Origin of the sequence: Paraburkholderia sp. BR10936 (genome assembly GCF_040965735.1) — a bacterium.
Classification (GTDB): domain Bacteria; phylum Pseudomonadota; class Gammaproteobacteria; order Burkholderiales; family Burkholderiaceae; genus Paraburkholderia; species Paraburkholderia nodosa_A.
On record NZ_JBFRCM010000013.1, the window covers coordinates 255443 to 279100 of the forward strand.

Here is a 23658-nt window from a genome sequence, read left to right on the forward strand (position 1 = left end):
CTCGGCCCTCGTTTTGTCGATGGAAAAATTCCCGCTAATTCCTTTCAAGCCGGAATGCGTAGTACTCCTGTAAATATTAAAACCAGACAGGTCACCTGTATGAAAAAAGCACTTTTCACAGCGGCCGGGCTTTTGTCCGTCGCACCCGTCGTGGCGCAGGCCCAGAGTTCCGTCACGCTGTATGGTCTCGTCGATGCCGGTATTGGCTACGTCAACAACATCAAGGGCGGCTCGGCGTTCCAGCTGACGAGCGGCCGCCTGAGCGGCAGCCGGTGGGGCCTGAAAGGCAACGAGGATCTCGGCGGTGGATTGAGCGCGGTGTTCACGCTCGAAGGCGGTTTCAAGCCCAACGACGGCACGGCCGCGCAAGGCGGGCGTTTGTTCGGCCGCAGCGCGTTCGTAGGCATTGCGAAGAGCGGCATCGGCACGTTCACGCTCGGCCGTCAGTATGAACCGCTGGCGGATCTCGTTGCGCAGTACGCAGGTCCGGGCACATGGTCGCCGTCCACCCATGTGGGCGACAACGACAACCTGAACCAGACGTTCCGCATCAACAACGCGTTGAAGTTCCGCAGCGACACCATCGCGGGCTTCACTGTCGACGGCATGTACGCGTTCAGCAACCAGGCGAGCGGCTCGGCCGGGCAAGGCTTCGGCAACAATCGCGCCTGGGGCGTCGCCGCGAATTACGTGAACGGACCGCTCTCGATCGGCGGCGGCTACGTGCTGCTCGATCATCCGAACACGACGACCAACACGAGCGGCGCGATCGGCGGCGCGTCGAGCACGACCGGCGACGACTACAGCGGCGGATTCTTCTACGGGCTCGACGGCGGCGTAGCCCGTCAGCAGATTGCGGTGGCCGGCGCGAACTACAAGATCGGCAGCGCGATTGCGGGCTTTGCGTTCAGCCACACCGAACTCAACTACAACGACGGTTCCACGCGCAAGTTCAACAACTACGACGCGAACCTGCGCTACCTGCTCACGCCGGCCACGACGCTGATCGGCGTGTACACGTTCACCGACGGCCGCGCAAACGGTCTGCCGGGCACGGGCGGCGCGACGCTCAAGCCGAAGTGGCATCAGTTCACGCTGGGCGTGGATTACGCGCTCTCGAAGCGCACGGACGTCTACCTTTCGGGCACGTATCAGCTCGCGGCCGGCGACGCGTCGACGCGCGTGGGTTCGACTTACAGCCGGATCGCGGCGATCGCCTATGCGGGCGGCGCATCGTCCACGAATCGCCAGGTCGACGTGTTCACGGGTATCCGCACGAAGTTCTGAGCGCGCTTTCAGGCGCTAAAAGCAAAAGGCCTCGCGATGTTTGCGAGGCCTTTTTGCGTAGTCATCGCGAGACGACGAATCTCAGGCCGAGCCGCGCTCGATCAGCGTGAAACCGACGTCCACTTTCGCGCGCTTGCTCGTGCCGGTCTCGATTTTCTCGATCAGCATGGACGCCGCCAGCTTGCCGATCTTCGTGCCGTCGATGCGAATCGTCGTGAGCGGCGGGTCGGCGTCGGCGGCGAAATTCTGGTCGCCGTAGCCAATCACCCTGAGGCGTCCCGGCACGTCGAGCTTGCGCGCATGGGCTTCCATGAGCACGCCGAGCGCCATGATGTCGGCGCCGCAGAAGATTGCGTCGATCTGCGGATGGTCGTCGAGCAGCTTTGCGAACGCGCGTCGTCCGTCGCCGAGATGCGCGGGTGAGGGCACGGCGGCCACGGGAATCTCGCGCTCGCTGCCGAAGGCTTCGATGAAGGCGTCGGCGCGCAGCTTCGCCCGGCGGTCGCCCGGGGTGACGATGGCCGGATGCCGCGCGCCGCGCTCACGCAGGTAGCGCGCAGCCGCTTCGCCCACGCGCGTGTGCGAGAAACCGATCAGCATGTCGAGCGGCGAGCGCGTGATGTCCCACGTTTCGACCACGGGAATGCCGGCCGCGCGCAGTTTCTGCCGCGACGCCTCCGAGTGGATCACGCCGGTGAGCACGATGCCGGCCGGACGCCGGCCGATGATGGCGTCGAGCAGCGCCTCTTCGCGCGATTCGTCGTAGCCGCTCTGGCCGAGCAGCAACTGATAGCCGGCCGTCTCCAGCTCTGCGGTCAGGGCCGCGACGGTTTCCTGGAACACGCTGCCCGCCATCGCCGGGATCAGCGCGACGACGAGGTGGCTGCGATTCGAGGCGAGCGAGCCCGCGATCAGGTCGGGCGTGTAGCCAGTTTGCCGCACGGCCTCGCGCACGCGCTCCAACGTTTCGACCGAAACGAGCTCGGGGTTGTTGAGGGCGCGCGAAACCGTGACCTTCGTGACCCCGGTCAGACGGGCCAGATCGCTGAGCGTGACCCGGCCGGTGTTCTTGCGGGCACGCCGCGACGCGGTCCCGGTGGCGGGCGGGGCGAATTCTGTCGAGGTCTTGGTCACGGGCGCGGGCGCTCCTGCTGCAAAAAGGTGTTGGCAATTATCCCAAAACTGTACTACGATGGCATCTATGTTACCGGTTACATTAACCGGTAACTTTGTTCCAGAACGATAGGCAGCGCGTTTCCCGGCGCCGCCAGCAACCATCTCGCATGGGACCGGAGCAGGTGCCCCTGCGCGCCGTCCGGATCGTCAGCGGAGACAGGCGAATGCTCCAGTCCAACAAGTCCTATAGCGGGCCGTTGATCCGGCTCAACCCAAACGACAACGTCCTGATCGCGCGCGAGCCGCTGACGATCGGGCATCAAGTCCTGATCGAAGGCGAAGCGATTCGCCTGCGCGCGCAGGTCGCCGCGGGCCACAAGGTGGCGGCGCGGCGCATTGCGTCGGGCGAGCCCATCCGCAAGTACGACACCGTGATCGGGGTGGCCGCGCGCGACATCGAGCCCGGCGACCACGTTCACACGCACAACATCACGCTCGTCGATTTCGACCGCGATCCAGGCTTCGGTCTCGACGTAAAGCCAGTCGATTACGTTGCGCCCGAGCAGCGCGCGACGTTCAACGGCATCGTGCGGCCCGACGGCCGCGTCGCCACGCGCAACTTCGTCGGCATCATCGCGTCGGTCAATTGTTCGGCCACGGTCATTCGCCATATCGCCGATTACTTCACGCCCGAACGCCTGCGCGATTATCCCAATGTCGACGGCGTGGTCGCGTTCGCGCAAACCAGCGGTTGCGGCATGTCCTCGCCGAGCGAGCACTTCGACGTGCTCCGCCGCACCATTGCGGGCTACGCGCGTCATCCTAACCTGGGCGGCGTGCTCATCGTCGGACTGGGTTGCGAGCGCAACCAGGTCGGCGATCTGCTCGACTCGCAAGGGTTGGAGACGGGCAAGGCCGTGCACGCGCTGGTGATGCAGGACACGGGCGGCACGCGCGCGACGATCGAAGCCGGCATCCAGGCCGTGCAGGACATGCTGCCTGCCGCAAACGACATCGTCCGTACGCCGGTGCCCGTCAGCCATCTGAAGATCGGTCTCGAATGCGGCGGCTCGGACGGCTTCTCGGGCATCACCGCGAATCCGGCGCTGGGCGCGGCGATGGACCTGCTCGTGCGGCACGGCGGCACCGCGATCCTCTCCGAAACGCCCGAGATTCATGGCGTCGAATACATGCTCACCCGCCGCGCCGTGTCGCCCGAAGTCGGCCAGAAGCTGCTCGACCGGCTCGCGTGGTGGGAGCGCTATACGCGCGGCCAGAATGGTCAGTTCAACGGCGTGGTCGGGCCGGGCAACCAGCAGGGCGGTCTCGCCAACATCTTCGAAAAGTCGCTCGGTTCCGCGATGAAGGGCGGCACGACGCCGCTGCAGGCCGTGTACGAATACGCAGAACCGATCGATCGCGCGGGCTTCGTGTTCATGGACTCGCCCGGCTATGATCCCGTCGCGGTGACGGGGCAGATCGCGAGCGGCGCGAACCTGATCTGCTTCACGACGGGGCGCGGCTCCATGTTCGGCTCGAAGCCCGCGCCGACGCTCAAGCTCGCGAGCAACACACCTATGTTCACGCGCCTCGAAGAGGACATGGACATCAACTGCGGTCTCGTGATCGACGGCGAACGCACGATCGAGGAAATGGGTCAGGACATCTTCGATCTGATAGTTCGCGCGGCTTCCGGCGAGCGCACGAAGAGCGAACTGCTCGGACTCGGCGACAACGAATTCGTGCCCTGGCACATGGGCATCGTGAGCTGAAGGCGCGTAACTGCGCGCCTCGAATCGGTATCAATAGAACAGGAAGGGAGACAGCAGATGCTCGAATCTGCACGACGGCATGGCCGATCGAAGATGCGCTGGTGGGTCGCGGGCCTCATGTGGGCCGCCATCGCGATCAACTATATCGATCGCACGGTGCTCTCGGCGGCAGCCCCGAAAATTCAGTCGGAGTTTCATCTCGACGCGATGCAGATGGGCATCGTCATGTCGGCGTTCTTCTGGTCGTATGCGCTGTTGCAATTGCCCGCGGGCTTGCTCGCCGATCGCCTGGGCCAGAAGAAAGTGCTGGGTTTCGCGGTGCTCTGGTGGTCGCTCGCAACCGCGATGACGGGCCTCGCGAGCGGCTTTCGCTCGCTCGTCGCGTTGCGCGTGGCGCTGGGCGTGGGCGAGGCGGGTGCGTACCCGAGCAACGCCGGTATCGCCACGCGCTGGTTTCCGCGCAAGGAACGCGCGACCGTCGCGGGCATCTTCGACAGCGGCTCGAAGCTGGGCGGCGCGATTGCCTTGCCGCTGATCGCGTGGATGCTGGCCGCATTCGACTGGAAGATGACCTTCGTGCTCACGGGCCTGCTCGGCGTTGTGTGGTTCGTCGTGTGGCTAGTGAGCTTCACCGATTCACCCGCCGATCATCGGCGCGTGAATGCGGCGGAACTCGCGCACATCGAAAGCGATAAAGGCGTGCACAGCGCGCAGCCGCCCGTGCGTCCGCCGTGGCGCAAGCTGCTTGCGCACCGCAATGTGTGGGCGATGTGCATCGGCTTTTTCATGATCAATTACAACTCGTACTTCTTCATCACGTGGCTGCCCACGTATTTGATGAAGGAACGCGGCATGAGCGTGCTGCAAATGGGCTGGATGGCCTCGTTGCCGCTGCTCGTGTCGATCGTCGTCGAGATTTTCGCGGGCTGGGCGTCGGATCGCGTCTTCGCGAGCGGCAAGCTTTCTCTCACGGCAACGCGCAAGCTCTTTCTCGTGATCGGGCTCGTGATGGCGTCGAGCATCGGCTTCGCGGCGTTCGCGCATTCGGCGCTCGTGGCGGTGCTGCTGCTGTGCATCGCGAAGTCCGGCACGACGGTCGCGGCCTCGCAGGTGTGGGCGCTGCCCGGCGACGTCGCGCCGCCCAATGCGGTTTCGATGATCGCGGGGCTGCAAAACACGGTGTCGAATCTCGGCGGTGTGGTCGGCCCGATCGTCACGGGCGCCATCGTCGGCGCGACCGGCTCGTTCGTTGCCGCGCTGCTGTTCTCGGCGGCGCTGATCGGCATAGCGATCCTCAACTATCTGTTCCTCCTCGGGAAGGTGGAACCCATTCAATTCGGCGACCCCTCACAGGAGACACGCATTCATGAACCCGCAGACGTCAGGGCTTAATCCGTTCAAAGCCGCGCTCGCCGCGCGCAGGAAGCAAGTCGGCTTCTGGCTTTCCATGGCCGATCCGTATCTCGCCGAAGTGAGCGCGACGGCCGGTTTCGACTGGCTCCTCATCGACAGCGAGCACGCACCCAACGAACTGCGCACGATCCTCGCGCAATTGCAGGCCGTGGCGGCGTACCCGGCCGAGCCGGTCGTTCGCCCCGTGAACGGCGATCCGGCGCTGCTCAAGCGGCTGCTCGATATCGGCGCGCGCAACCTGCTTGTGCCGATGGTCGATACCGCCGAAGAAGCACGCGCGCTCGTCGCCGCCGTGCGCTATCCGCCGCATGGCATTCGCGGCGTGGGCAGCGCCGTGGGCCGTGCGTCGCGCTGGAGTCTACGGACCGATTATCTAGATATTTCGGATGACGAAGTGTGCCTGCTCGTGCAAGCCGAAACGGCGACGGCGCTGGGCAACCTCGAATCGATCTGCGCGGTGGACGGCGTGGACGGCGTGTTCATCGGACCGGCCGATCTCGCGGCCTCGATGGGCCATCGCGGCAAGGCCACGCATCCCGAAGTGCAGCAGGCGATCGACAACGCGATCCGCACGATCGTCGCGTCGGGCAAGGCGGCGGGCACACTCACGTCCGACCCGGCGCTCGCGCGTCACTACCTGGAGCTCGGCTGCACGTTTGTCGCGACCGGCGTGGACATCCTGATGTTCGCGAACGCGGCGCGCAAGCTCGCGCGCGATTTCGCGGACGTGCGCACGGCGGGCTAATGCCGCGCGCGTTCGGTTCGCCGGTCACACCCGTCGCGACGGTTTAACGGATCACGACATCCCTTGTAGAAAGGAGCACGCAGTGAGTTTGGAGTTGACGCGAGGCGAACTGCTTCGACAGGATAATTTCATCGACGGCAAGTGGATCGCCGCCGCCGGAGGCAACCGTTACGCCGTGACGAATCCGGCGACGCAGGGCACGCTCGCGCAGGTGGCCAGCAGCAGCGCCGCCGACGCCCGCGCGGCGACGGACGCGGCGAGCCGCGCCTTGCCCGCCTGGCGCGACAGGCTGCCCCGCGAGCGGGCGCACGTGCTCAACCGTTGGCACGCGCTCATTGTCGAGAACACCGAGGACCTCGCGCGCCTCATGTCGATGGAGCAGGGCAAGCCGCTTGCGGAGGCGCGCGGCGAGGTTGCGTATGGTGCGTCGTACGTCGCATGGTTTGCCGAAGAGGCGACCAAGGTCTACGGCGACATCATTCCGCAGACACAGCGCGGCAAGCGCATGAGCGCGATCAAGGAGCCGATTGGCGTGGTCGCCGCGATCACGCCGTGGAACTTCCCGCTCGCAATGATCGCGCGCAAGATCGCACCGGCGCTCGCTGCTGGCTGCACGGTCGTGGCTAAGCCCGCCGAGGACACGCCACTTACGGCGCTCGCACTGGCCGCGCTCGCGCAGGAAGCGGGCTTGCCCGACGGCGTGCTCAACATGATCTCGGCCGCGCGGGACAAAGGGATCGCCGCTGTTGCCGACTGGCTCGCCGACGACCGCGTGCGCAAGATCACCTTCACAGGCTCGACCGCAGTGGGCAAGCATCTGGCGCGCGAATCGGCAGCCACGCTCAAGAAGCTCTCGCTGGAACTGGGCGGCAACGCGCCGTTTATCGTGTTCGAGGACGCCGACCTCGAGGCAGCCGTCAACGGCTTGATGGCGGCCAAGTTCCGCAACGGCGGGCAGACCTGCGTGTGCCCCAACCGCATCTACGTGCATGAATCGGTGTACGAACGATTTGGCGATCTGCTGGCGAAGCGCGTCGCAGCGCTTCACGTGGGACCCGCAACGGACCCGAAGGCGCAGATCGGTCCGATGATCAACGAGCGTGCGATCGAGAAGATCGCGAAGCACGTCGAGGACGCCGTGGCGAATGGCGCGCGCGCACTAGCGGGCGGCAAGCGGCTCGCCGAGCTGGGGCCGAACTATTACGCGCCCACCGTGCTCGCCGACGCGACCGACGCAATGGTGCTGTGCTGCGAGGAAACGTTCGGCCCTGTCGCGCCGCTGTTCCGCTTCACGGACGAGAACGAGGTCATCAGGATCGCAAACGACACGCCTTTCGGTCTCGCGGCTTACTTCTACACGAACGACGTGCGCCGGATCGATCGCGTGGCGCGAAAACTGGAAGTCGGCATCGTTGGCATCAATGAAGGCGCCGTGGCCAGCGAGGCGGCGCCTTTTGGCGGCGTGAAGGAGTCTGGCTATGGGCGCGAAGGCTCGAAGTACGGCCTCGACGACTACCTGAGCATCAAGTATTTGTGCCAGGGCGGGCTCGACTGATCACCCGCGAAGTGCGCGTGGGCTGAAGCGGCCCTGCTGGCCTGCGCGGCATGCAGCATCGATCAAAGCCGCGCAGGCCGGCGAGTCGGTACGAGGAAACGCGTAGAAACGCGCAACTGGCAACGCGGGCAGTCCTTCCTTGCGACCCAGCAAGCGCAAGCCATCGACTCGCTGACTATCGGCGATGACCGTCACTGCGAAACCCGATCTCGCCGCCGACAGGCAGCCCGCCATGCTGCTGCTCTCGAACACCAGGCGCCACGCTCGACCGGCTTTGTTCAGTGCGGTGATCGCCGACTCGCGATAAATGCAGGGATCGGGGAAAGCGGCCAGCGGCAGCGGCTGGTCGAGATCCAGATCCGCATCTTCCGCGTAGGCCCAGACTAGCGGCTCTTCCCACAGCAGCGTGCCGCCTTTGCCGACACGGCTGCATTGCTTGCCGAACACGAGATCCAGACGGCCGCGCTCCTGCTGACGCAACAGATCGGCCGTGATGCCGACTCTCAGGTCGATTGTCGCTTCGGGATGCTGGCGGCGAAAACGCTGCAACACCTGGGGCAGCCACGCGCCCGCGAAATCTTCCGATGCACCGACTCGCAGCAGCCCGCGCAGCGGCGTACCGCGTAGTTTCGCGCGGACTTCGCGTTCCAGATCCAGGATGTTTCGGCCGTAGGCGTACAAGGTGTCGCCGGCTTGCGTCAATTCCAGGTGGCGAGTCGTGCGTGTCAGTAGTCCGACACCGACGATCTGTTCGAGGCGCTTGATATGTCCGCTCACGGCCGAAGGGGTCAGCGCCAGACGCTCGGCGGCCGTGGCAAAGCTGCCGCTGTCCACGACTTCGAAAAAAGTGCGCAGCAACACGGTATCGAGCGGAACACCGTCGGCAGTGGGCAGCGTGTCCATCAGATCATTCAACGCGAAAAATCACCAATGATTAGTGATTATTCACCAATCGGCACGAGGCGTCGAGCTATCGTGGGACTTCCCTGTTTGCACGAGGAACACGATGAACACCTACCAGCATGCCGCCACCGGGCGGCTCGACATCGCCTGGCTCGAATGGAACCCGCAGGGGGCGCGCACAGCGGTGCTGGTGCACGGCTGGCCGGACAGCCCCCAGTCCTGGAAGAACGTCGCGCCCATTCTGGCCGATGCGGGTTACCGCGTTCTCGCGCCGGCGCTGCGGGGCTTCGCACCCACCCGCTTCCGCGATACGGCCACGCCGCGCAGCGGCCAGTTGTCCGCGCTGGGCCGCGATCTTCTGGATTTTCTCGCCGTGCTGGGCGTTGAGCAGCCGGTATTGGTCGGCCATGATTGGGGCGCACGCGCGGTCGCGAATGCGTGCGGCCTGCGTGACGGCGTGGCTTCTCATCTGGTGATGCTATCGGTGGGATACGGTACCAATGATCCGAACCAGATTCTGACCCTGCAGCAGGTGCGCAATTACTGGTACCACTGGTTCATGGCGACGCCGCGAGGCGCTCGCGTGGTGCGGGACGAACGTGAGGTTTTCGCCCGGCAGATGTGGGATACCTGGGCGCCGGCTGGCTGGTATGCGCCGGCCGACTTCGACGAAGCGGCGCAGGCATTCGAGGGCGACGATTGGGCAGAGGTCGTGCTTCATAGCTACCGGCACCGTTGGGGCTTTGTCGACGGCGACCCTGCCTATGCCGAGGATGAGGCGCGTCTGAATCCCGCGCCGAGGCTGTCGGTCGCAACGTTGGTGCTGCACGGCGGCGCGGACACCTGCAACCATCCCGAAAGTTCCAGCGGGCGGGAGTCGTTGTTCCTTGGACGGTATGAGAGGAAGGTACTCGATGGCGTAGGCCACTTCCCGCAGCGCGAAGCGCCAAAGGACGTTGCCGATGCGATTTTGCGGTTCTGCCGATAGGCGCTACGCGCAGGGGCTTGGCGGCGGGTACTTGGCGACCCTTCGTCAATCTGCCGGAATAAATTGTGTCCACGCCGTCCTCGATACGGCGCTCCCTGCTGCCATGAAGGCGAAACGCATCGTGACTACGAAATCAGTCAATCCGACGTTGGGGAACAGTGGGCGGCTCCTCGCCGCCCACCGTCCGAAGCGTGCGGTTGCAGGCGACGTTCACGCGTTGATCCAGGCACGCGCCTGTTCCAGCTCGTTGACGTGGAACGCCTTGATTTCAGCCTTGGTAAAGAATCGCGCCAAATGCATCGAGGCGCGAATCCAGGCCGCATCGGCCACCACCGCGGCGCGCGTGACCTTGCGGGCGACGGACACGCCTAGCGTCATGTCGGTCCACACCGCCTTTGGCTCGATACCGCTGAAATGCTCGATGCGTTCGAGCACACGGGTCTTCCCGTTCAGTTCAAGATCGCCACGCATGCGCTCGATGGCTTCGCGCAAATCGTGGTCGGTGATTTTGCCTTCGACGGTGATTTCGACGACGGGCGAATCGGGAGTGGAGTGATACTGGATCATGGCGGGCCCCCACGGTAAGGAGACGTTACACGCTCAGGCGCGGCGAGGCCTGGCGTTCGACAGCACTTTCATAGTACCCCTTTTCATGCGCCATGCTGCCCGCAAGAAAGTGGTGTGCCTTTTGAAAGCCGCCTCAAATGTTTGCAGTGCAGAAAAAAAGCCGCATACAGGGACGCGGCCGAGGGGGGCACCTGACGGGGGCTATTCCGTGTGCAGGCGCATAGCCAGATTACTCAAGCTGTGTGACATTCATCTAGCCGACAAAAATAACGGCGCTTCGTGTCGACACGGCGCAACAACAAATTAGGGAATCTTGCGGTGCGCTGCAGTCTGGGCTAGATCGGCCGCGTCGCTTTTGATGAAGGTGCTTCAGCGGCGGCCCCTCGTTCACCACGGAATCGTCTGATTTTCCCAGCGGGTGAATGTCCCCGACGGGCCGTTCGGACCCAGCAGAATGACGCGTACCGCTTCGCGGGCACCTTCCTCGACGGTCTCCGTGCCGGTGAAGCCGTTCAGGTTCGTGCGCGTGTAGCCCGGCGAAACGGCGTTGACCCTGATGCCCTCCGGTTCCAGTTCGATCGCCATGGCAACGGTCAATGCGTTGAGCGCCGTCTTGGACGCGGGGTACACCGGACCGAAGATCGAGCGCCACGGGAACGCAGGGTCCGAGTTTGTCGTGAGCGATCCCACACCACTCGACACGTTGAGGATGCAGGCGGCCATCGATTTGCGCAGGAGCGGCAGCATCGCCTGATAAACGGCCAGCACGCCGAACACGTTGGTGTCCCACACCGCGCGCATTTCGTCGAAAGAGACATTGCTCGGGCGGGTGGTCTTCGCGAAGTCCTCCACGGACTGGCCGGGCTGCCGGTTCGTGCTCGAAATCGCGGCGTTGTTGACGAGCACGTCGAGGCGGCCATGCTCGTCGCGAATGCGCTGCGCGGCGGCGGCGATCGAAGCCTGATCCGTCACGTCGAGCTGGAGCGCACGCGCGTTCGGCCCAATCTCCCTGGCCGCGGCCTCACCGCGTTCGAAATTGCGCGACCCGACGAGCACCGTGAGGCCGTGTGACGTGAGATCCTTCGCGATCTGCAGACCGATTCCCTGATTGGCGCCGGTGACGAGCGCGATGACATTGTCCTGCATGCAAATCTCCTGGTGTTGATTAGCTCGCCTCAGCTGCCCACGCCTGTGCATCGGCACCGGCGGGAATGTGCATCGGAGTCGAGGGATCGGTCGCCGCGCGCCACACGGCTTCGGCGACGTCCTGTGCCTGGGTGAGCGGGGACGCCGTGTCCTCCAGACGCGCGATGACTTCTTTGACGAGACCCGCATAGGCCTCATTGTCGAAGCCGTGGATATGGGCACGCGCGTTCTCTCCAAAGCGCGTCTCCAGCGAACGGCCTGGTAGCACGAGGCGCACGCGCACGCCGAACGGTTCGAGTTCCAGCGCCATCGACTCGGTGAACGCGTTCACCGCCGCCTTGCTCGCGCGGTACGCGCCGATCAGCGGCAGCGCCTTCAGCGTCACGCTCGACGTAACGTTCACGACGACGCCGGCCTTGCGCGCGCGGAACTGGGGCAGCACGGCTTGCGTCACCGCGATCGTGCCGAACGTGTTGGTCTCGAAGACCTCGCGCACGGCGTCGATCGGAACAAGCTCAGCCGGGGAAGCCGCGCCAAAGCCCGCATTGTTGACGAGGACGTCGATCGGGCCCGCAGCCATGACGGCCGCGCGTATGCTTTCCGGCTTCGTGACGTCGAGCGCCAGCACGCGCAGATGTTCCGAAGGCGGCAGCACGTCGTCACGCGGCGTACGCATCGTGGCGACGACCCGCCAGTCACGGGCCAGGAAGTAGCGGGCGATCTCGAGCCCGAAGCCGGACGAGCAGCCGGTGATCAGCACGGTTTGCATGGAATCTCCTTTGGTTTGCGTGTGTCCATACGATAGATCGCGCAGACCGTACTTGCTACAATCAAAGGTCCGAATTTCGTTTGCAGGAGTCCGGCCATGATCGATCCGTTGGCTGAAGTCGTGACGCTGCTGCAGCCGAGTGCGCGCTTCTCCAAACTCGTCCTCGGCGCCGGCCCCTGGCGCATCAGTCGTTCGGGTGCGGGCGAGCCTTTCTATTGCGTCATCCTCGATGGCGGGTGCTGCATCACGATCGACGATCACGCGCCGCTCGAACTCGTGGCCGGCGACTTCGTCCTGATTCCTGCGTCCTATGGCATCGAGGTGAGCAGCCTCGAGCCTCCCCCGCCGGACGTCGAGCCAGTGACGCCCGTCGCGCTGGGCAACAATGAATTCAGAATCGGCGCCGCGGACCACCCGGTCGATTCGCGCATGGTGGCGGGCCACTGCAGCTTCGGGTCGCCGGATTCATCTTTGCTGGTTTCGCTGCTGCCGCAACTCGTGCATGTCCGCGGCCAGGAACGGCTGGCCACACTCGTCAAGCTCGTGCGCGAGGAATCGAGAGCGCAGCGGCCTGCGCGTGAAGTGGTGCTCTCTCGCCTGCTGGAAGTGCTGCTCATCGAAGCACTGCGATCCACGGCGGGAACGTATGCGCCACCGGGGCTCGTGCGCGGACTCTCCGACAGCCGCCTCGCGGCCGCGATCCGGGAGATGCACGAGCACCCGACGAAGCCGTGGACGGTTGCCGCGCTCGCGAAGGAGGCCGCGCTCTCACGTTCGACGTTTTTCGAACGCTTCAGCCGCGCAGTCGGCGTCGCGCCGATGGAATACTTGCTGACCTGGCGCATGGCGCTCGCGAAGGACCTGTTGCGTCGCAATCACGGCCGTATCGCCGAGATTGCGCAACTTGTCGGCTACAGCTCGGCCAGCACGTTCAGCGTTGCCTTTACGCGGCACGTCGGCCGGCCGCCTACGCAGTACGCGCGTGAGGAGCAGGTGGCCCCGGATGGCGCGTAAGCAGGCGCGAGCGGGTTGCCGGGAGGGCTGTTCGCGTCGGCAAATTTCCAGGCGGTACTGCGGCGACTACTGTCCGAGTATGGAGAGCGCCTCATGCACGGGCGCGAGGGAGACAGCGACGATGCCGCCGAGCGGCGTGTTCATTTCCAGAATCAAAAAAATGGCGATAGAGGTGGATATCGCGCCCAGAAAGAACGTGATGACGACCGTCGTGTTGGGTGAGGTGAACAGCCCAAACGAGCCGAAGATGATGCACAGCCACAACACGAGCGTGAGCAGCAGCGGCATCGGGGTCGAGCCTGCCGCCTGCAGCAGTGCAAGCTCGCGCATCGCCAGGACGTCGCCGGCGATCTGAATGGCGCGCGCCTGTAGCCGGCGTTGCGTTTCACTGTTCGGTGACAGTTGCGCCAACCGGCGTTGAATATTTTCCCCGCGTTTAAGCTCCTCGGGGCTGCGCATGCTTGCCAGCTGAGCCGGATCGCCGGAGGTGATCTTCTGGATGCCAGTGGCGACGCCCTGCTTCAGCAAGACCCGGATCTCCTGCGTCTCTGGACCGTACTGGGCGAGTGTGCGATCGAGCAGAATGATTTCGGTGGCGTCGCGTACGACCGCGGCGTTCGCGGCATCGAATGAGTTTTTCGCCGACGAGATCAGCAGCCCGAGCACCAATGCGGCCATGGTGGCTATCAATCCAATCGTCAGCTTAATGACGCTGACCGATTCGTCGCCGAGATGATGCGCTGGCAGCATGGTATGCAGATACAGGCCGAGCAGGGCGCAGCTAAACACGCATGCAAACACAATGATCGCAATGCCCAGGTGTGGCACGGTTCGATTCTCCGTTTTCGCTGGAGGCGTGGTTGCCTTCGCCGGATGCCTGAACGACTATTTTGTATTACACCCCATGTAATTGGCGAGGCTGCGGCGCATCACTACTCTTTGTTTGTCGTGTCATCGCCCCTTGATGCATGCGTCCGACTCCCAAGGAAAAATCATGGCTCACTTTCCCGTATATACACTCGATTCGGCTCCGGAAGGCTCGAAGGCGGCATGTCGAGGTCTTGCCGAAGCAAAGCACTCTTTCAGACGCCGTGCGCTTCCAGCCGCCTGAAGATGAGGTAAGCGCGGAATAGTCTTCGCCCGCAAGGTGTTCTGTTGACGCAAAGACGATTCGTGTAGCAAAGCAAAGCCATCGAGAAACTTGCTATCTCTGCGAAAGGAAACAAGACAATGGAAACGCAATTGAGCACCTTGACGTCTGAAACCGCGAACGCATCTGCCGCCTCCCCACAAAAGCTGCTTCAGCTGGCCATGGGTTTCTGGGCCTCGAAGACGCTGCTCTCCGCGGTCGAACTCGACCTGTTCACCGTTCTGGGAAGGGGTCCGCGCACAGCAACACAACTGATGGATCAAATGCAGTTGCATCCGAGATCGGCACACGACTTCCTCGACGCTCTGGTCGCGCTAGGGGTCCTGGATCGAGACGACGGGCTGTACCGGAATACCGCCGAGGCCGATGCATTTCTGGACAGATCCAGGCCGGGTTGTATCGCCGGATTTTTGCTCATGGCTAACAACCGCTTATATCCGTTCTGGGGCTCGTTGACCGAAGCATTGCGCACGGGGCTCCCGCAGAACGAAGCAAAGGAGGGCGGTAACCCGTTCGATGCAATCTATCGTGACGAACGCGGACTCCGTGAGTTTCTGGGCGCAATGAGCGGTGTCAGCATGGATCTGGCAAAGGAGATTGCGCAAAAGTTTCCCTGGCAGAACTATCGCTCGGTCGTCGACGTCGGCACCGCGCAGGGCGCCCTCGTGGCCGAGATTGCGCGTACGCACGAGCATCTTGCGGGAATCGGGTTCGATCTGCCCGCCGTCGCTCCGGTATTCAACGACTACATCGCGGCGAACGCGCTAGGGGATCGAATTCGCTTTCATCCGGGCGACTTCTTCGTGGACGCCTTGCCTTCAGCCGACGTTATGGTGATGGGACACATTCTGCACGACTGGGATCTCGAACAGAAGCGCGAACTGCTCGCGAGGAGTTATCAGGCGTTGCCCGCCGGCGGATGTCTGATCGTCTACGACGCGATGATCGACGACGAGCGCAGGCGCAATGCGTTCGGCTTGCTCATGAGTCTGAACATGCTGGTCGAGACGCCCGGCGGTTTCGACTATACCGCCAGGCAGTGCCGCGAATGGATGACCGAGGCTGGCTTTCGGGAGATCAGGGTCGAACCGCTGGGCGGGCAGAACTCGATGGTGATTGGCGTTCGCTAGCGGTCGAGATGCGACAGCATGGGCGGCAGGTAACGTGTGCCCGCGGTCTGGTGTCCGGCAAGGAAACTCCGAATGTGATCCAGATCCGCCGGCGTCAGCCGAACTGAAGCTGCGTTCACGTTTTCCTCGAGGTATTGGCGCCGTTTGGTGCCGGGGATCGGCACCAGATCGTCACCTTGCTTGAGCAGCCAGGCGAGCGCGAGCTGGCCCGGTGTCACGGACTTCTCGTCGGCAAGGGCCTTGATGAAATCTGCGAGCTTGACGTTCGTATCGAAGTTGCTGCCCTGTATGCGCGGATCGTTGGCTGCCCGCCAGTCGTTGGCGGGAAGGTCCTCCGCCCGCCTGGCGTTGCCGGTCAGGAAGCCCCGGCCAAGCGGACTGTAGGGAACAAAGCCGATACCCAGTTCGCGCAGCGCCGGCAGCACCTTGTCTTCGACGCCGCGCTCGAACAGCGAATACTCGCTTTGCACGGCCGAGACGGGTTGCACGGCATGGGCGCGCCGGATGGTATCGACGCTCGCTTCCGACAAGCCGAAATAGCGAACCTTGCCCGCGGCGATCGCGTCCTTGACCGCGCCCGCCACGTCCTCGATCGGCACGTCGGGATCCACGCGATGCTGGTAGAGCAGATCGATGTGATCGGTCTGCAACCGGACGAGCGACGCGTCGATCACCTCCTTGATATGCTCGGGGCGGCTGTCGAGGCCGCGTACGCCGTTGTCGATCTTGAAGCCGAATTTCGTCGCGATCGTCACTGCGTGACGACGCCCTTTTAGCGCGCGTCCGAGCAGTTCCTCGTTGGCGAAAGGACCATAGATCTCAGCGGTATCGAGGAATGTGCAACCGAGCTCGATCGCCCGATGAATCGTGGCGATCGACTCGGCGTCGTCGGGCGTGCCGTAGGCGTAGGACATCCCCATGCATCCCAGCCCGATCTCCGAAACGGCGAGTCCTTCACGTCCAAGCTTGCGCGTGTTCAGCATATTGCCCTCCTGTGGTGGCTAGCTACCTAGCATGGCACGCGCGTCGGATACGTGTTAGCACGATACTCCTGATTGCTTGCACGATTCTCCTGCAGATAAGGGACGCTCACCAACTCCATTGAGTCGTCGCAAGGCGATGCGAGTGCGACCTCGCAGTCAGCGCAATAGACACGACCCATGCCGTCGAGCTGCGCGCTTGGCTTGCCGGCCTGGTCGATGATGTCACTCGCATCGATCTGCGCTTGGGACATGTGCCGGATAAGGTCCTCCATCTCGTCCAGAAGCACGCCGGGAATATCGTGAAACGCTTCCTTTGTGACGCTTGTGGAAGCGCGATCATTCTCATTTCAGGTAAATAAGCATTCCGAATAAAACGACGATGTTTGAAAGAACTGAGCCGTCGAACACGCAGTCGTCTATGGCTCCCATGGAGTTCCGTCACCATGCTTCTGCAAGCGTATACATGATTTGACCGTGGATCTGCAATCCTCGTACCAAGCCAATATTAGTGAGGGCGCCGCGTGATGAATCGGAATCCGTAATGTTTTTTTCACACAAATGCGCCTACAGCGACCTAGTGTGTTTTGGTAGTGGCATCTTCGCTGCATGTTTACGCGGACGGTAGCAAGCGTTGGTTTTGCGGTGGGGGCAAGTCGGTTTCACATATACCGGAAGATCACGATATGACAGTCATGGCTCCGGTGACGGACAGCCGGAAAGTGCACAGGCGTTTTCCCTTTTTCGCGAGGCTCAGAATGAAAATCAATATCAGGTGCTTATCCCGGTTTGCCTTCCAGGGCGTGGCAGGCGGCGGGGTCATTGCGCTCGCATGCTCGATCGGCCCAGGCGCGAACGCGCAAACACTCGGATCGCTCGTCCAGGTAGCCGCGGGCGACCCGTTCAGCGGATGTGCCGCCGACCAGGTGCATGCGCAGGAATCGGCATTCGGCAGCGTCCTGTATCCGGCGACCTCGATTGAGCCATGGATTGCGGTCGATCCGACCGACCCGTCTCGTCTCCTCGCCGGCCACCAGCAGGATCGCTGGAACGACGGCGGTTCACGCGGGCTCGTCGGCGTCGCCTCGAGCGATGCGGGCACAACCTGGTCCAATACGATTCCGTCCGGCGTGACTGCGTGCACCGCAGGCAAATTCCGGCGAGCTTCCGATCCCTGGGTAGATTTCGCGCAAGACGGAACGGCCTTCTTCTTCTCTCTGGTACTGGACCCTGCGCAGCCGACGACTCCATTCGGAGCCCGAAATAGCGGAATGCTGGTCAGCCGCTCCACTGACCATGGCGCGACGTGGCAGCCTCCCGTTACGCTGATCCGCACCAACTCGCCGCACGTGCTCAATGACAAGAACTCACTCACTGCGGATCCGACCGCGAACAAATACGTCTATGCGGTCTGGGATCAGTTGAGCGTGTTCCCGCCGACGAAGGAGGGCGCCCAACTGCTCGCGCAAAGTGACGGTGTTGAGATCGCGCGCCAATTGGCGGGCCTCTCTTCGACATGTCGGACGCCGCCGTGCGCGGGTGGTGCCCCCTCCTCCAAATTCAGTTTCACCGGCCCTAGCTTCTTCTCACGGTCCACCGACAATGGCGCGACGTGGAGCACAGCCGCACCGATCTACCAGCCTGGCACGAACGCGCAGACAATCGACAACATGGTGCGCGTGCTGCCTGATGGAACCGTGCTCGACTTCTTCACCGCGATCAACGTCACGCCATCGCCACTGAGCATCGGCTATATCAAGTCGACGGACAAAGGCGCGAGCTGGTCGGGGCCGACGTTCACCAACAATATTCATACGATCGGCGGCGTGGTCACCGGCGTGGTCACACCTGACAGCGGTCAGCCGATACGCGACGCCGCTATTCTCTACAGTGTCGCTGTGAACCCGGTCTCGGGGGCTATCTATCTTGCCTGGCAGGACGATCGCTTTTCGTCCGGGACCTGCACCACACCCACCGGATCGATTCCGATTGTCGGGATCGTCTTCAGCGAGTCGGATGACGGCGGGGCGACCTGGTCAGCACCCGTGATGATCAACAAGACGCCGCCGAACGGTACGAACCCCTGCCGTCAGCAGGCGTACATTCCGGCGATAGTGCCTTCGGGCGACGGCAATACGATCGTGGTGACCTACTACGACTTTCGTAATGACACGAACACGCCTGTGGGCTTCGAGGGCAGCGACTATTTCGCGGTGTTCTGCTCGACCGCCACTGCCTGCACGAACTCCGCCAACTGGGGTAACGAACGGAAACTGACTGACGCCTCGTTCAACATCCTGAACGCACCCGTAGCGGGCGGACATTTCCTCGGCGACTACATGGGTCTGGCCGCTAGCGGACCGAAAACTATTTACCCCTTATTCGGTGTTGCCACGAGTGCCAACGTGACGGCCGAATACACCCGTAAGATCACCTTGCCGTAAGCGCTAACGGCGGCGGCCGGCGGAGGTCGCCGCCCATGAATCGGGAAGCACGTGTAGACGACCGATCCGGCCGACGCGGGAAGTTGGACACGCGCGCATTCCTCGTCAGGACGGCGGCGAGAGCGCCTCGTTGACCTGCGAGAGAAACTGTCATGAAGTAACAGCGGTGTGCTCGCCGGATCGCATCAATCCTTGCAGGGTTGTGGATTAAATCCAGCCTTGGCCAAGCCTTCCGTGAAAACGGCAAGATTTTCGTTGCGCTGGATCGGCATCCATTCGGTCAAGTTGCCGAGACGCAAATCGGGAACCAGTTCACGTAGACGAATCGCAGCTTGTCGAGCCTCCCGTTGATTCCCGAGCCAGGCCTGACTCGCGGCGAGCGTTGCATGGGCAAGGCCGAAACTCGGCAAATCCCGCATCGCCTTTTCTGCCCACGCGGTGGCCTCGACGAAGTTGCCCATGAACAAATGCGCAGCAGACAACCCAAACTGCATCCGGTAGCGTTCTGGATCCAACGGGCTCAGCTGCATCGCATGGGTAAATTGCCTGATCGCCTGTTCGGTTTCGCCGTGCCACAAGCGAACGAATGCGCCGAGGAACCACGCGGCGGCGAGATTGTGATTCAGCTCCAACGCCCGATCCAGAAGCGCAATGCCTTCCGCCAGGTGGTCACCGGCAAGATGTCCGAGGGCGTGCCCGCTACGCGCCAGGGCCACGGCGTCATATCTGCCAAGCTCGACCGCGCGGCGCGCCAGACGCGCGCCTTCGGCCATTTCCCGCGGGCGATCCTGCATCCAGCCGTTGACCTTGCGCCAGCAATGACACCAGGCCGCCATTGCATACGCCGAAGCGTATTCCGGGTCGCACTCAAACGCGCGCTGGAATAGCGGCAACGCTTCGTCAATCGCTTCGCGGGTGCCTCGATGAAGCCGCGCCATGCCGCGTAGGTAGAAGTCGTACGCATCCAGACTTTCGGTCGGTTTGAACCGGGCGCGAGCGATCTCCGCCTGTTCGAGCTGCGGCGCAATTGCGCCGACCACGCTGTCGGCGATCTGATCCTGGAACTCGAAAATATTGTCGAGCACGCCCTCGAAGCGACCAGCCCAATGAGTCGCGCCGGTGCTCGCATCGACGAGCTGACCGGTGATGCGAACGCGGCCCTGTGCCCGGCGCCAACTTCCTTCGAGCACGTAGCGCACGCCAAGCTCGCGCCCGATCTGCTTCACATCCACGTTTCGATGCTTGTACGTGAAGCTGGAATTACGTGCCACGACGAATAACCAGCGGTATCGCGACAACGCCGTGATGACGTCCTCGATCACACCGTCGGCGAGGTAATCCTGCTCCGGGTCACCGCTGAGATTGACGAACGGCAGGATGGCGATGGAAGGCTTGTTGAGCTGCGCCGCGTGCGGCGACGATGCTTCGGACGGCGTGGTTGTCTCGCCGGACTGAAGCGCCAGCGGTCGTTCGGTGATATCGGCGACGAACCGGAATCCTTTGCGCGCCACGGTTTTGATCACACGCTGCTGCTGACCGTCATCGCCGACCGCGGTGCGCGCGGCATTGACGTGGCTCGCCATGGTGGATTCGGAAATCACGCGTCCGTCCCACACCGCATTGATTAACTCGTCACGGCCCACGACACGGTTGCGATGACTCGCCAGATAAACCAGCAGATCGAACACCTTCGGCGTCGTGGCGACCGGTTGGGAAGCACGGCACAAGTCGCGACGTTCCAGGTCCAGCGTGCAGTCAGCGAAAACCCATTGCATTCGGGGCTCCAGCGCGAGAAGGCCGCCGGGCATGGGGTGCCCGGCGCGCCGATGAAGCAGATCAAGGAATTTTGGACGGAAATACAAGGTGCAGGCAAAGCGGCGCCCGCGTCCGGAAATCATACTGCACTCATCGGATAAGGCGGCAAGCCCTTCGTAAACTTGGCCAGCGGGAGTGCAACATGAAAGTGGTCGTCATAGGTGGCAGCGGACTGATCGGCTCGAACGTGGTGCGGCGGCTTGGCCGCGATGGGCACGAAGTGGTGGCCGCATCCCCCTCGACCGGGGTGGACTTGATGACGGGCGAGGGGTTGGTGAGGGCGCTTGAAGGCGCGCAGGTCGTTGTCGATGTCGCCAACGCGCCATCCTTCGAGGACGACGCCGTGATGGCCTTCTTCCAGACAGCGGGCCGCAACCTGTTGGCCGCCGAATACGCTGCGGGCGTCGAGCACCACCTCGCCCTCTGCGTCGTGGGCACCGAACGCCTGCAGCAAAGCGGCTATTTTCGCGCCAAGGCCGCGCAGGAGACGCTGATCAAGGCGTCGCCGGTCCCGTACACGCTGCTGCGCGCCACCCAGTTCTTCGAATTCGTCGGCGGCATCATCGCCTCCGGCACCCAGCGAGACGAGGTGCACCTTTCGCCCGCGCTGATCCAGCCGGTTGCTGCCGACGACGTCTCCGCAGTCCTCGCCGATCTTGCGGCGGGGATGCCATTGAACGACACCATTGAAGTCGCCGGTCAGGACCGCTTCCCGCTGGACGACCTGGCCCGCAAGTTCCTCGCCGCACACAAGGATCCACGCACGGTGATCGCCGATGTCCACGCGCGCTATTTCGGCAGCGAACTCGACGACCGCACCCTGGTCGCCGGCAGTGGCCATCGCGTCGGCCCGACGCGCTTTCACACCTGGCTCAGCCTCTCCGTTGCGAAAGACTGATTCCTGCAACGATTTTCCTCTGTTTAACCCCATAAAGGACATGCCATGACCCAGCGCATCGATTACCAGCAACAATCCCCGGAACTGTTCAGAAAATTTGTCGAATTCAGCCTCGTGCTCAAGAAGTCCGCTATCGAGGAATCCATCGGCCATCTAGTCGATATCCGGGCCTCACAGCTCAACGGCTGTTCGTTCTGCGTCGACATGCACGTGAAGGAAGCCACGATCCATGGCGAGCGTCCGCTGCGCCTTCATCACGTCGCCGTGTGGCGCGAGTCCAACCTGTTCACGCCGCGCGAGCGTGCCGCGCTGGCCTGGACCGAAGCGCTGACCCAGATTTCACCGCTTGGCGTGAGCGATGAAATCTACGACCGCGTGCGGACCCAGTTTTCGGAGAAGGAGCTGTCCGATCTCACCTTCCAGGTGATGTCGATCAACGCGTGGAACCGGGTCAACATCGGCTTCCGCATCCCGCCGGGGATCTACGACAAAGCCTTCGGCGTGGACAAGTCGGGCCTGGCCTGACCGCGGCGCAAAGGGGTAGCGTCATGCAAATTTCTAGATTGCTGATCGCATCGCTGCTGCTCGCTGGGGGCGCTGGGCAAGCGCACGAGCCGGCGCAAGCACAAGTCACGCCGCTGATGACCAAGGCGCTGGACGACTATCCGGGCAAGGAAGCGCTGATGATCCGCGTGGAATATCCGCCCGGCGCGTCGGACCCCGTGCATCGGCACAATGCGCACGGTTTCATCTACGTGCTGGAAGGCAACATCGTGATGCAGGTCAGGGGCGGCAAACAAGTCGCGCTCGGTCCGGGACAGACGTTTTATGAGGGGCCGAACGACGTTCATACGGTTGGGCGCAATGCGAGCCAGACGAAGCCCGCGACGTTCATCGTAGTGCTGCTCAAGGACAAGGGCGCACCGGTTCTCGTGCCAGCGAAGTAAACCATGCCGTCGCCCGGCGCGGCTCACGAAATCTATTAATAGGATTACTTAAAATGACTAAAGCAACCCGCAATGTGCAGCCTGTCACCGCCAACCTTGGCAAAGCAGGTTCAGTCGAACTCGTGCCTTCCCGCTACGCCGTGCGCGTGGGTGACGTCGACGTCGTGCTGATCAGCGATGGCATTCTGCCGCTTCCGACCTCGACCATGTCCACCAACGTGAGCGAAGCGGACCGCAACGAATGGTTCGACGGTCGTTTCCTGCAACGCGACATGTTCGACTGGGCGCTGAATATTGCGCTCGTGCGCAGCGGCGAACGCCTGATCCTGATCGATTCGGGTGTGGGCGACGGTTTCGAATACTTCACCCGTGCAGGTCGGTCGGTGATGCGACTGGAATCGGCTGGCATCGACCTGGCTACGATCACCGATATCGTGATTACGCATATGCACATGGATCACGTCGGCGGACTGAACGTCGATGGCGTTAAGGCCAGACTGCGCCAGGACGTGCGCATTCACGTATCTGCGGCCGAAGTGGAATTCTGGAAAAGTCCGGACTTCAGCAAGACGGTGATGCCGGAAGCCGTTCCTCCCGCGCTCCGCAAAGCGGCTGCGAAGTTCACGGAACTCTACAGCGAAAACATCATGCAGTTCGATCAGACCGTCGAAGTCGCAACGGGCGTGTCGGCGCGCGTAACGGGTGGGCATACGCCGGGGCATTGCGTCGTAGACGTCGCCTCGAACGGCGAGAAACTGACGTTCGCAGGCGACGCGATTTTCGAAGTCGGTTTCGACCATCCCGAATGGCAGAATGGCTTCGAGCACGATCCTGACGTGGCTGCGGACGTGCGTATCGCGCTGCTCACCGACGCCGCTGAAACCGGCGCTTTGCTGGCCGCAGCACATGTGGCGTTCCCGTCCATCGGTCACGTTGCAAGGAACGGTAAAGGCTTCCGTTTCGTGCCGGTGCAGTGGGATTACTGATTGATGAACGCCTGTCAATCATCGGCGGGCGTG

22 protein-coding genes are annotated in these 23658 nt (G+C 63.0%); 13 read left to right on the forward strand and 9 right to left on the reverse strand.

Annotated features, from left to right (window positions below):
• Window positions 1–99 precede the first annotated feature (99 nt).
• Complete coding sequence (locus tag AB4Y36_RS26095; protein ID WP_342947261.1) at window positions 100–1287, forward strand: porin; 1188 nt, start codon at window positions 100–102, stop codon at window positions 1285–1287.
• Between the two features lie 81 nt (window positions 1288–1368).
• Here AB4Y36_RS26095 and AB4Y36_RS26100 read toward each other — a convergent pair whose 3' ends face one another.
• The gene (locus tag AB4Y36_RS26100; RefSeq protein WP_069266407.1) at window positions 1369–2421 is read right to left on the reverse strand and encodes a LacI family DNA-binding transcriptional regulator; all 1053 of its coding nucleotides are present in this window, start codon (window positions 2419–2421) and stop codon (window positions 1369–1371) included.
• 206 nt (window positions 2422–2627) lie between these two features.
• On the opposite strand from AB4Y36_RS26100, the gene AB4Y36_RS26105 reads away from it, so the two are divergent.
• From AB4Y36_RS26105 to AB4Y36_RS26120, 4 genes are all read left to right on the forward strand, one after another.
• Window positions 2628–4175, forward strand: coding sequence for a UxaA family hydrolase (locus AB4Y36_RS26105; protein ID WP_368602170.1), 1548 nt, complete (start codon window positions 2628–2630; stop codon window positions 4173–4175).
• A gap of 57 nt (window positions 4176–4232) precedes the next feature.
• Entirely contained in the window at window positions 4233–5567 is a 1335-nt protein-coding gene (locus tag AB4Y36_RS26110) for an MFS transporter (protein WP_368684511.1), read from the forward strand.
• Entirely contained in the window at window positions 5542–6333 is a 792-nt protein-coding gene (gene hpaI / locus AB4Y36_RS26115) for a 4-hydroxy-2-oxoheptanedioate aldolase (protein ID WP_368684512.1), read from the forward strand. Before AB4Y36_RS26110 ends, hpaI begins: the two co-directional genes overlap by 26 nt.
• An 82-nt stretch (window positions 6334–6415) precedes the next feature.
• Window positions 6416–7888 carry an NAD-dependent succinate-semialdehyde dehydrogenase gene (locus AB4Y36_RS26120; protein ID WP_368684513.1) on the forward strand — a complete coding sequence of 491 codons (1473 nt, stop codon included), beginning with the start codon at window positions 6416–6418 and terminating at the stop codon, window positions 7886–7888.
• Here AB4Y36_RS26120 and AB4Y36_RS26125 read toward each other — a convergent pair whose 3' ends face one another.
• The gene (locus AB4Y36_RS26125) at window positions 7889–8791 is read right to left on the reverse strand and encodes a LysR substrate-binding domain-containing protein (RefSeq protein ID WP_368684540.1); all 903 of its coding nucleotides are present in this window, start codon (window positions 8789–8791) and stop codon (window positions 7889–7891) included.
• 103 nt (window positions 8792–8894) lie between these two features.
• Between AB4Y36_RS26125 and AB4Y36_RS26130 the strand changes: the two genes are divergently transcribed.
• Window positions 8895–9779: an alpha/beta fold hydrolase gene (locus AB4Y36_RS26130; RefSeq protein WP_368684514.1), complete on the forward strand. Its 885-nt coding sequence runs from the start codon at window positions 8895–8897 to the stop codon at window positions 9777–9779.
• A gap of 210 nt (window positions 9780–9989) precedes the next feature.
• On the opposite strand, the gene AB4Y36_RS26135 is transcribed toward AB4Y36_RS26130, so the two are convergent.
• The 3 genes from AB4Y36_RS26135 to AB4Y36_RS26145 all read right to left on the reverse strand — a co-directional run bounded on the left by AB4Y36_RS26135 (window position 9990) and on the right by AB4Y36_RS26145 (window position 12261).
• On the reverse strand, window positions 9990–10346 hold the full coding sequence (locus AB4Y36_RS26135; RefSeq protein WP_368684515.1) for an STAS/SEC14 domain-containing protein: 357 nt from the start codon (window positions 10344–10346) through the stop codon (window positions 9990–9992).
• 387 nt (window positions 10347–10733) lie between these two features.
• A complete protein-coding gene (locus AB4Y36_RS26140; protein WP_368684516.1) occupies window positions 10734–11492 on the reverse strand; it encodes an SDR family oxidoreductase in 759 nt (252 codons plus the stop codon).
• Window positions 11493–11511: 19 nt separating this feature from the next.
• A complete protein-coding gene (locus tag AB4Y36_RS26145; RefSeq protein WP_342947271.1) occupies window positions 11512–12261 on the reverse strand; it encodes an SDR family oxidoreductase in 750 nt (249 codons plus the stop codon).
• A gap of 96 nt (window positions 12262–12357) precedes the next feature.
• Here AB4Y36_RS26145 and AB4Y36_RS26150 point away from each other — a divergent pair, with 96 nt between their 5' ends.
• Window positions 12358–13275 (forward strand): AraC family transcriptional regulator, encoded by a 918-nt coding sequence (locus AB4Y36_RS26150; RefSeq protein ID WP_069266417.1) that lies wholly within the window; start codon window positions 12358–12360, stop codon window positions 13273–13275.
• 66 nt (window positions 13276–13341) lie between these two features.
• On the opposite strand, the gene AB4Y36_RS26155 is transcribed toward AB4Y36_RS26150, so the two are convergent.
• On the reverse strand, window positions 13342–14103 hold the full coding sequence (locus AB4Y36_RS26155) for a hypothetical protein (RefSeq protein WP_368684517.1): 762 nt from the start codon (window positions 14101–14103) through the stop codon (window positions 13342–13344).
• Between the two features lie 402 nt (window positions 14104–14505).
• Between AB4Y36_RS26155 and AB4Y36_RS26160 the strand changes: the two genes are divergently transcribed.
• Window positions 14506–15555: a methyltransferase gene (locus tag AB4Y36_RS26160; RefSeq protein WP_368684518.1), complete on the forward strand. Its 1050-nt coding sequence runs from the start codon at window positions 14506–14508 to the stop codon at window positions 15553–15555.
• On the opposite strand, the gene AB4Y36_RS26165 is transcribed toward AB4Y36_RS26160, so the two are convergent.
• Window positions 15552–16538, reverse strand: coding sequence for an aldo/keto reductase (locus tag AB4Y36_RS26165; RefSeq protein ID WP_342947273.1), 987 nt, complete (start codon window positions 16536–16538; stop codon window positions 15552–15554). The two genes, AB4Y36_RS26160 and AB4Y36_RS26165, sit on opposite strands and share 4 nt — an antisense overlap.
• A gap of 26 nt (window positions 16539–16564) precedes the next feature.
• Entirely contained in the window at window positions 16565–16825 is a 261-nt protein-coding gene (locus tag AB4Y36_RS26170; RefSeq protein WP_368684519.1) for a hypothetical protein, read from the reverse strand.
• Between the two features lie 468 nt (window positions 16826–17293).
• Between AB4Y36_RS26170 and AB4Y36_RS26175 the strand changes: the two genes are divergently transcribed.
• Window positions 17294–18979, forward strand: coding sequence for a sialidase family protein (locus AB4Y36_RS26175; RefSeq protein WP_368684520.1), 1686 nt, complete (start codon window positions 17294–17296; stop codon window positions 18977–18979).
• A gap of 185 nt (window positions 18980–19164) precedes the next feature.
• Here AB4Y36_RS26175 and AB4Y36_RS26180 read toward each other — a convergent pair whose 3' ends face one another.
• On the reverse strand, window positions 19165–20754 hold the full coding sequence (locus tag AB4Y36_RS26180; protein ID WP_368684541.1) for a winged helix-turn-helix domain-containing tetratricopeptide repeat protein: 1590 nt from the start codon (window positions 20752–20754) through the stop codon (window positions 19165–19167).
• A 182-nt stretch (window positions 20755–20936) separates the two neighbouring features.
• Between AB4Y36_RS26180 and AB4Y36_RS26185 the strand changes: the two genes are divergently transcribed.
• The 4 genes from AB4Y36_RS26185 to AB4Y36_RS26200 are packed head-to-tail and all read left to right on the forward strand — an operon-like array spanning window position 20937 to window position 23625.
• Window positions 20937–21692, forward strand: a complete 756-nt coding sequence (locus tag AB4Y36_RS26185; protein ID WP_342947277.1) for an SDR family oxidoreductase — start codon at window positions 20937–20939, stop codon at window positions 21690–21692.
• A 45-nt stretch (window positions 21693–21737) separates the two neighbouring features.
• Window positions 21738–22217 carry a carboxymuconolactone decarboxylase family protein gene (locus AB4Y36_RS26190; protein WP_069266424.1) on the forward strand — a complete coding sequence of 160 codons (480 nt, stop codon included), beginning with the start codon at window positions 21738–21740 and terminating at the stop codon, window positions 22215–22217.
• A gap of 23 nt (window positions 22218–22240) precedes the next feature.
• Window positions 22241–22639, forward strand: coding sequence for a cupin domain-containing protein (locus AB4Y36_RS26195; RefSeq protein ID WP_368684521.1), 399 nt, complete (start codon window positions 22241–22243; stop codon window positions 22637–22639).
• Window positions 22640–22692: 53 nt separating this feature from the next.
• Window positions 22693–23625 carry an MBL fold metallo-hydrolase gene (locus AB4Y36_RS26200; RefSeq protein WP_368684522.1) on the forward strand — a complete coding sequence of 311 codons (933 nt, stop codon included), beginning with the start codon at window positions 22693–22695 and terminating at the stop codon, window positions 23623–23625.
• Window positions 23626–23658: the final 33 nt, after the last annotated feature.

Coding starts and splice junctions, on each gene's coding strand:
- hpaI (WP_368684512.1), top strand. CDS start 5,542: ATGAACCCGCAGACGTCAGGGCTTAATCCGTTCAAAGCCGCGCTCGCC.
- AB4Y36_RS26195 (WP_368684521.1), top strand. CDS start 22,241: ATGCAAATTTCTAGATTGCTGATCGCATCGCTGCTGCTCGCTGGGGGC.
- AB4Y36_RS26160 (WP_368684518.1), top strand. CDS start 14,506: ATGGAAACGCAATTGAGCACCTTGACGTCTGAAACCGCGAACGCATCT.
- AB4Y36_RS26150 (WP_069266417.1), top strand. CDS start 12,358: ATGATCGATCCGTTGGCTGAAGTCGTGACGCTGCTGCAGCCGAGTGCG.
- AB4Y36_RS26095 (WP_342947261.1), top strand. CDS start 100: ATGAAAAAAGCACTTTTCACAGCGGCCGGGCTTTTGTCCGTCGCACCC.
- AB4Y36_RS26185 (WP_342947277.1), top strand. CDS start 20,937: ATGAAAGTGGTCGTCATAGGTGGCAGCGGACTGATCGGCTCGAACGTG.
- AB4Y36_RS26110 (WP_368684511.1), top strand. CDS start 4,233: ATGCTCGAATCTGCACGACGGCATGGCCGATCGAAGATGCGCTGGTGG.
- AB4Y36_RS26165 (WP_342947273.1), bottom strand. CDS start 16,538: ATGCTGAACACGCGCAAGCTTGGACGTGAAGGACTCGCCGTTTCGGAG.
- AB4Y36_RS26105 (WP_368602170.1), top strand. CDS start 2,628: ATGCTCCAGTCCAACAAGTCCTATAGCGGGCCGTTGATCCGGCTCAAC.
- AB4Y36_RS26125 (WP_368684540.1), bottom strand. CDS start 8,791: ATGGACACGCTGCCCACTGCCGACGGTGTTCCGCTCGATACCGTGTTG.
- AB4Y36_RS26135 (WP_368684515.1), bottom strand. CDS start 10,346: ATGATCCAGTATCACTCCACTCCCGATTCGCCCGTCGTCGAAATCACC.
- AB4Y36_RS26145 (WP_342947271.1), bottom strand. CDS start 12,261: ATGCAAACCGTGCTGATCACCGGCTGCTCGTCCGGCTTCGGGCTCGAG.
- AB4Y36_RS26180 (WP_368684541.1), bottom strand. CDS start 20,754: ATGCAATGGGTTTTCGCTGACTGCACGCTGGACCTGGAACGTCGCGAC.
- AB4Y36_RS26200 (WP_368684522.1), top strand. CDS start 22,693: ATGACTAAAGCAACCCGCAATGTGCAGCCTGTCACCGCCAACCTTGGC.
- AB4Y36_RS26190 (WP_069266424.1), top strand. CDS start 21,738: ATGACCCAGCGCATCGATTACCAGCAACAATCCCCGGAACTGTTCAGA.
- AB4Y36_RS26175 (WP_368684520.1), top strand. CDS start 17,294: ATGAAAATCAATATCAGGTGCTTATCCCGGTTTGCCTTCCAGGGCGTG.
- AB4Y36_RS26130 (WP_368684514.1), top strand. CDS start 8,895: ATGAACACCTACCAGCATGCCGCCACCGGGCGGCTCGACATCGCCTGG.
- AB4Y36_RS26140 (WP_368684516.1), bottom strand. CDS start 11,492: ATGCAGGACAATGTCATCGCGCTCGTCACCGGCGCCAATCAGGGAATC.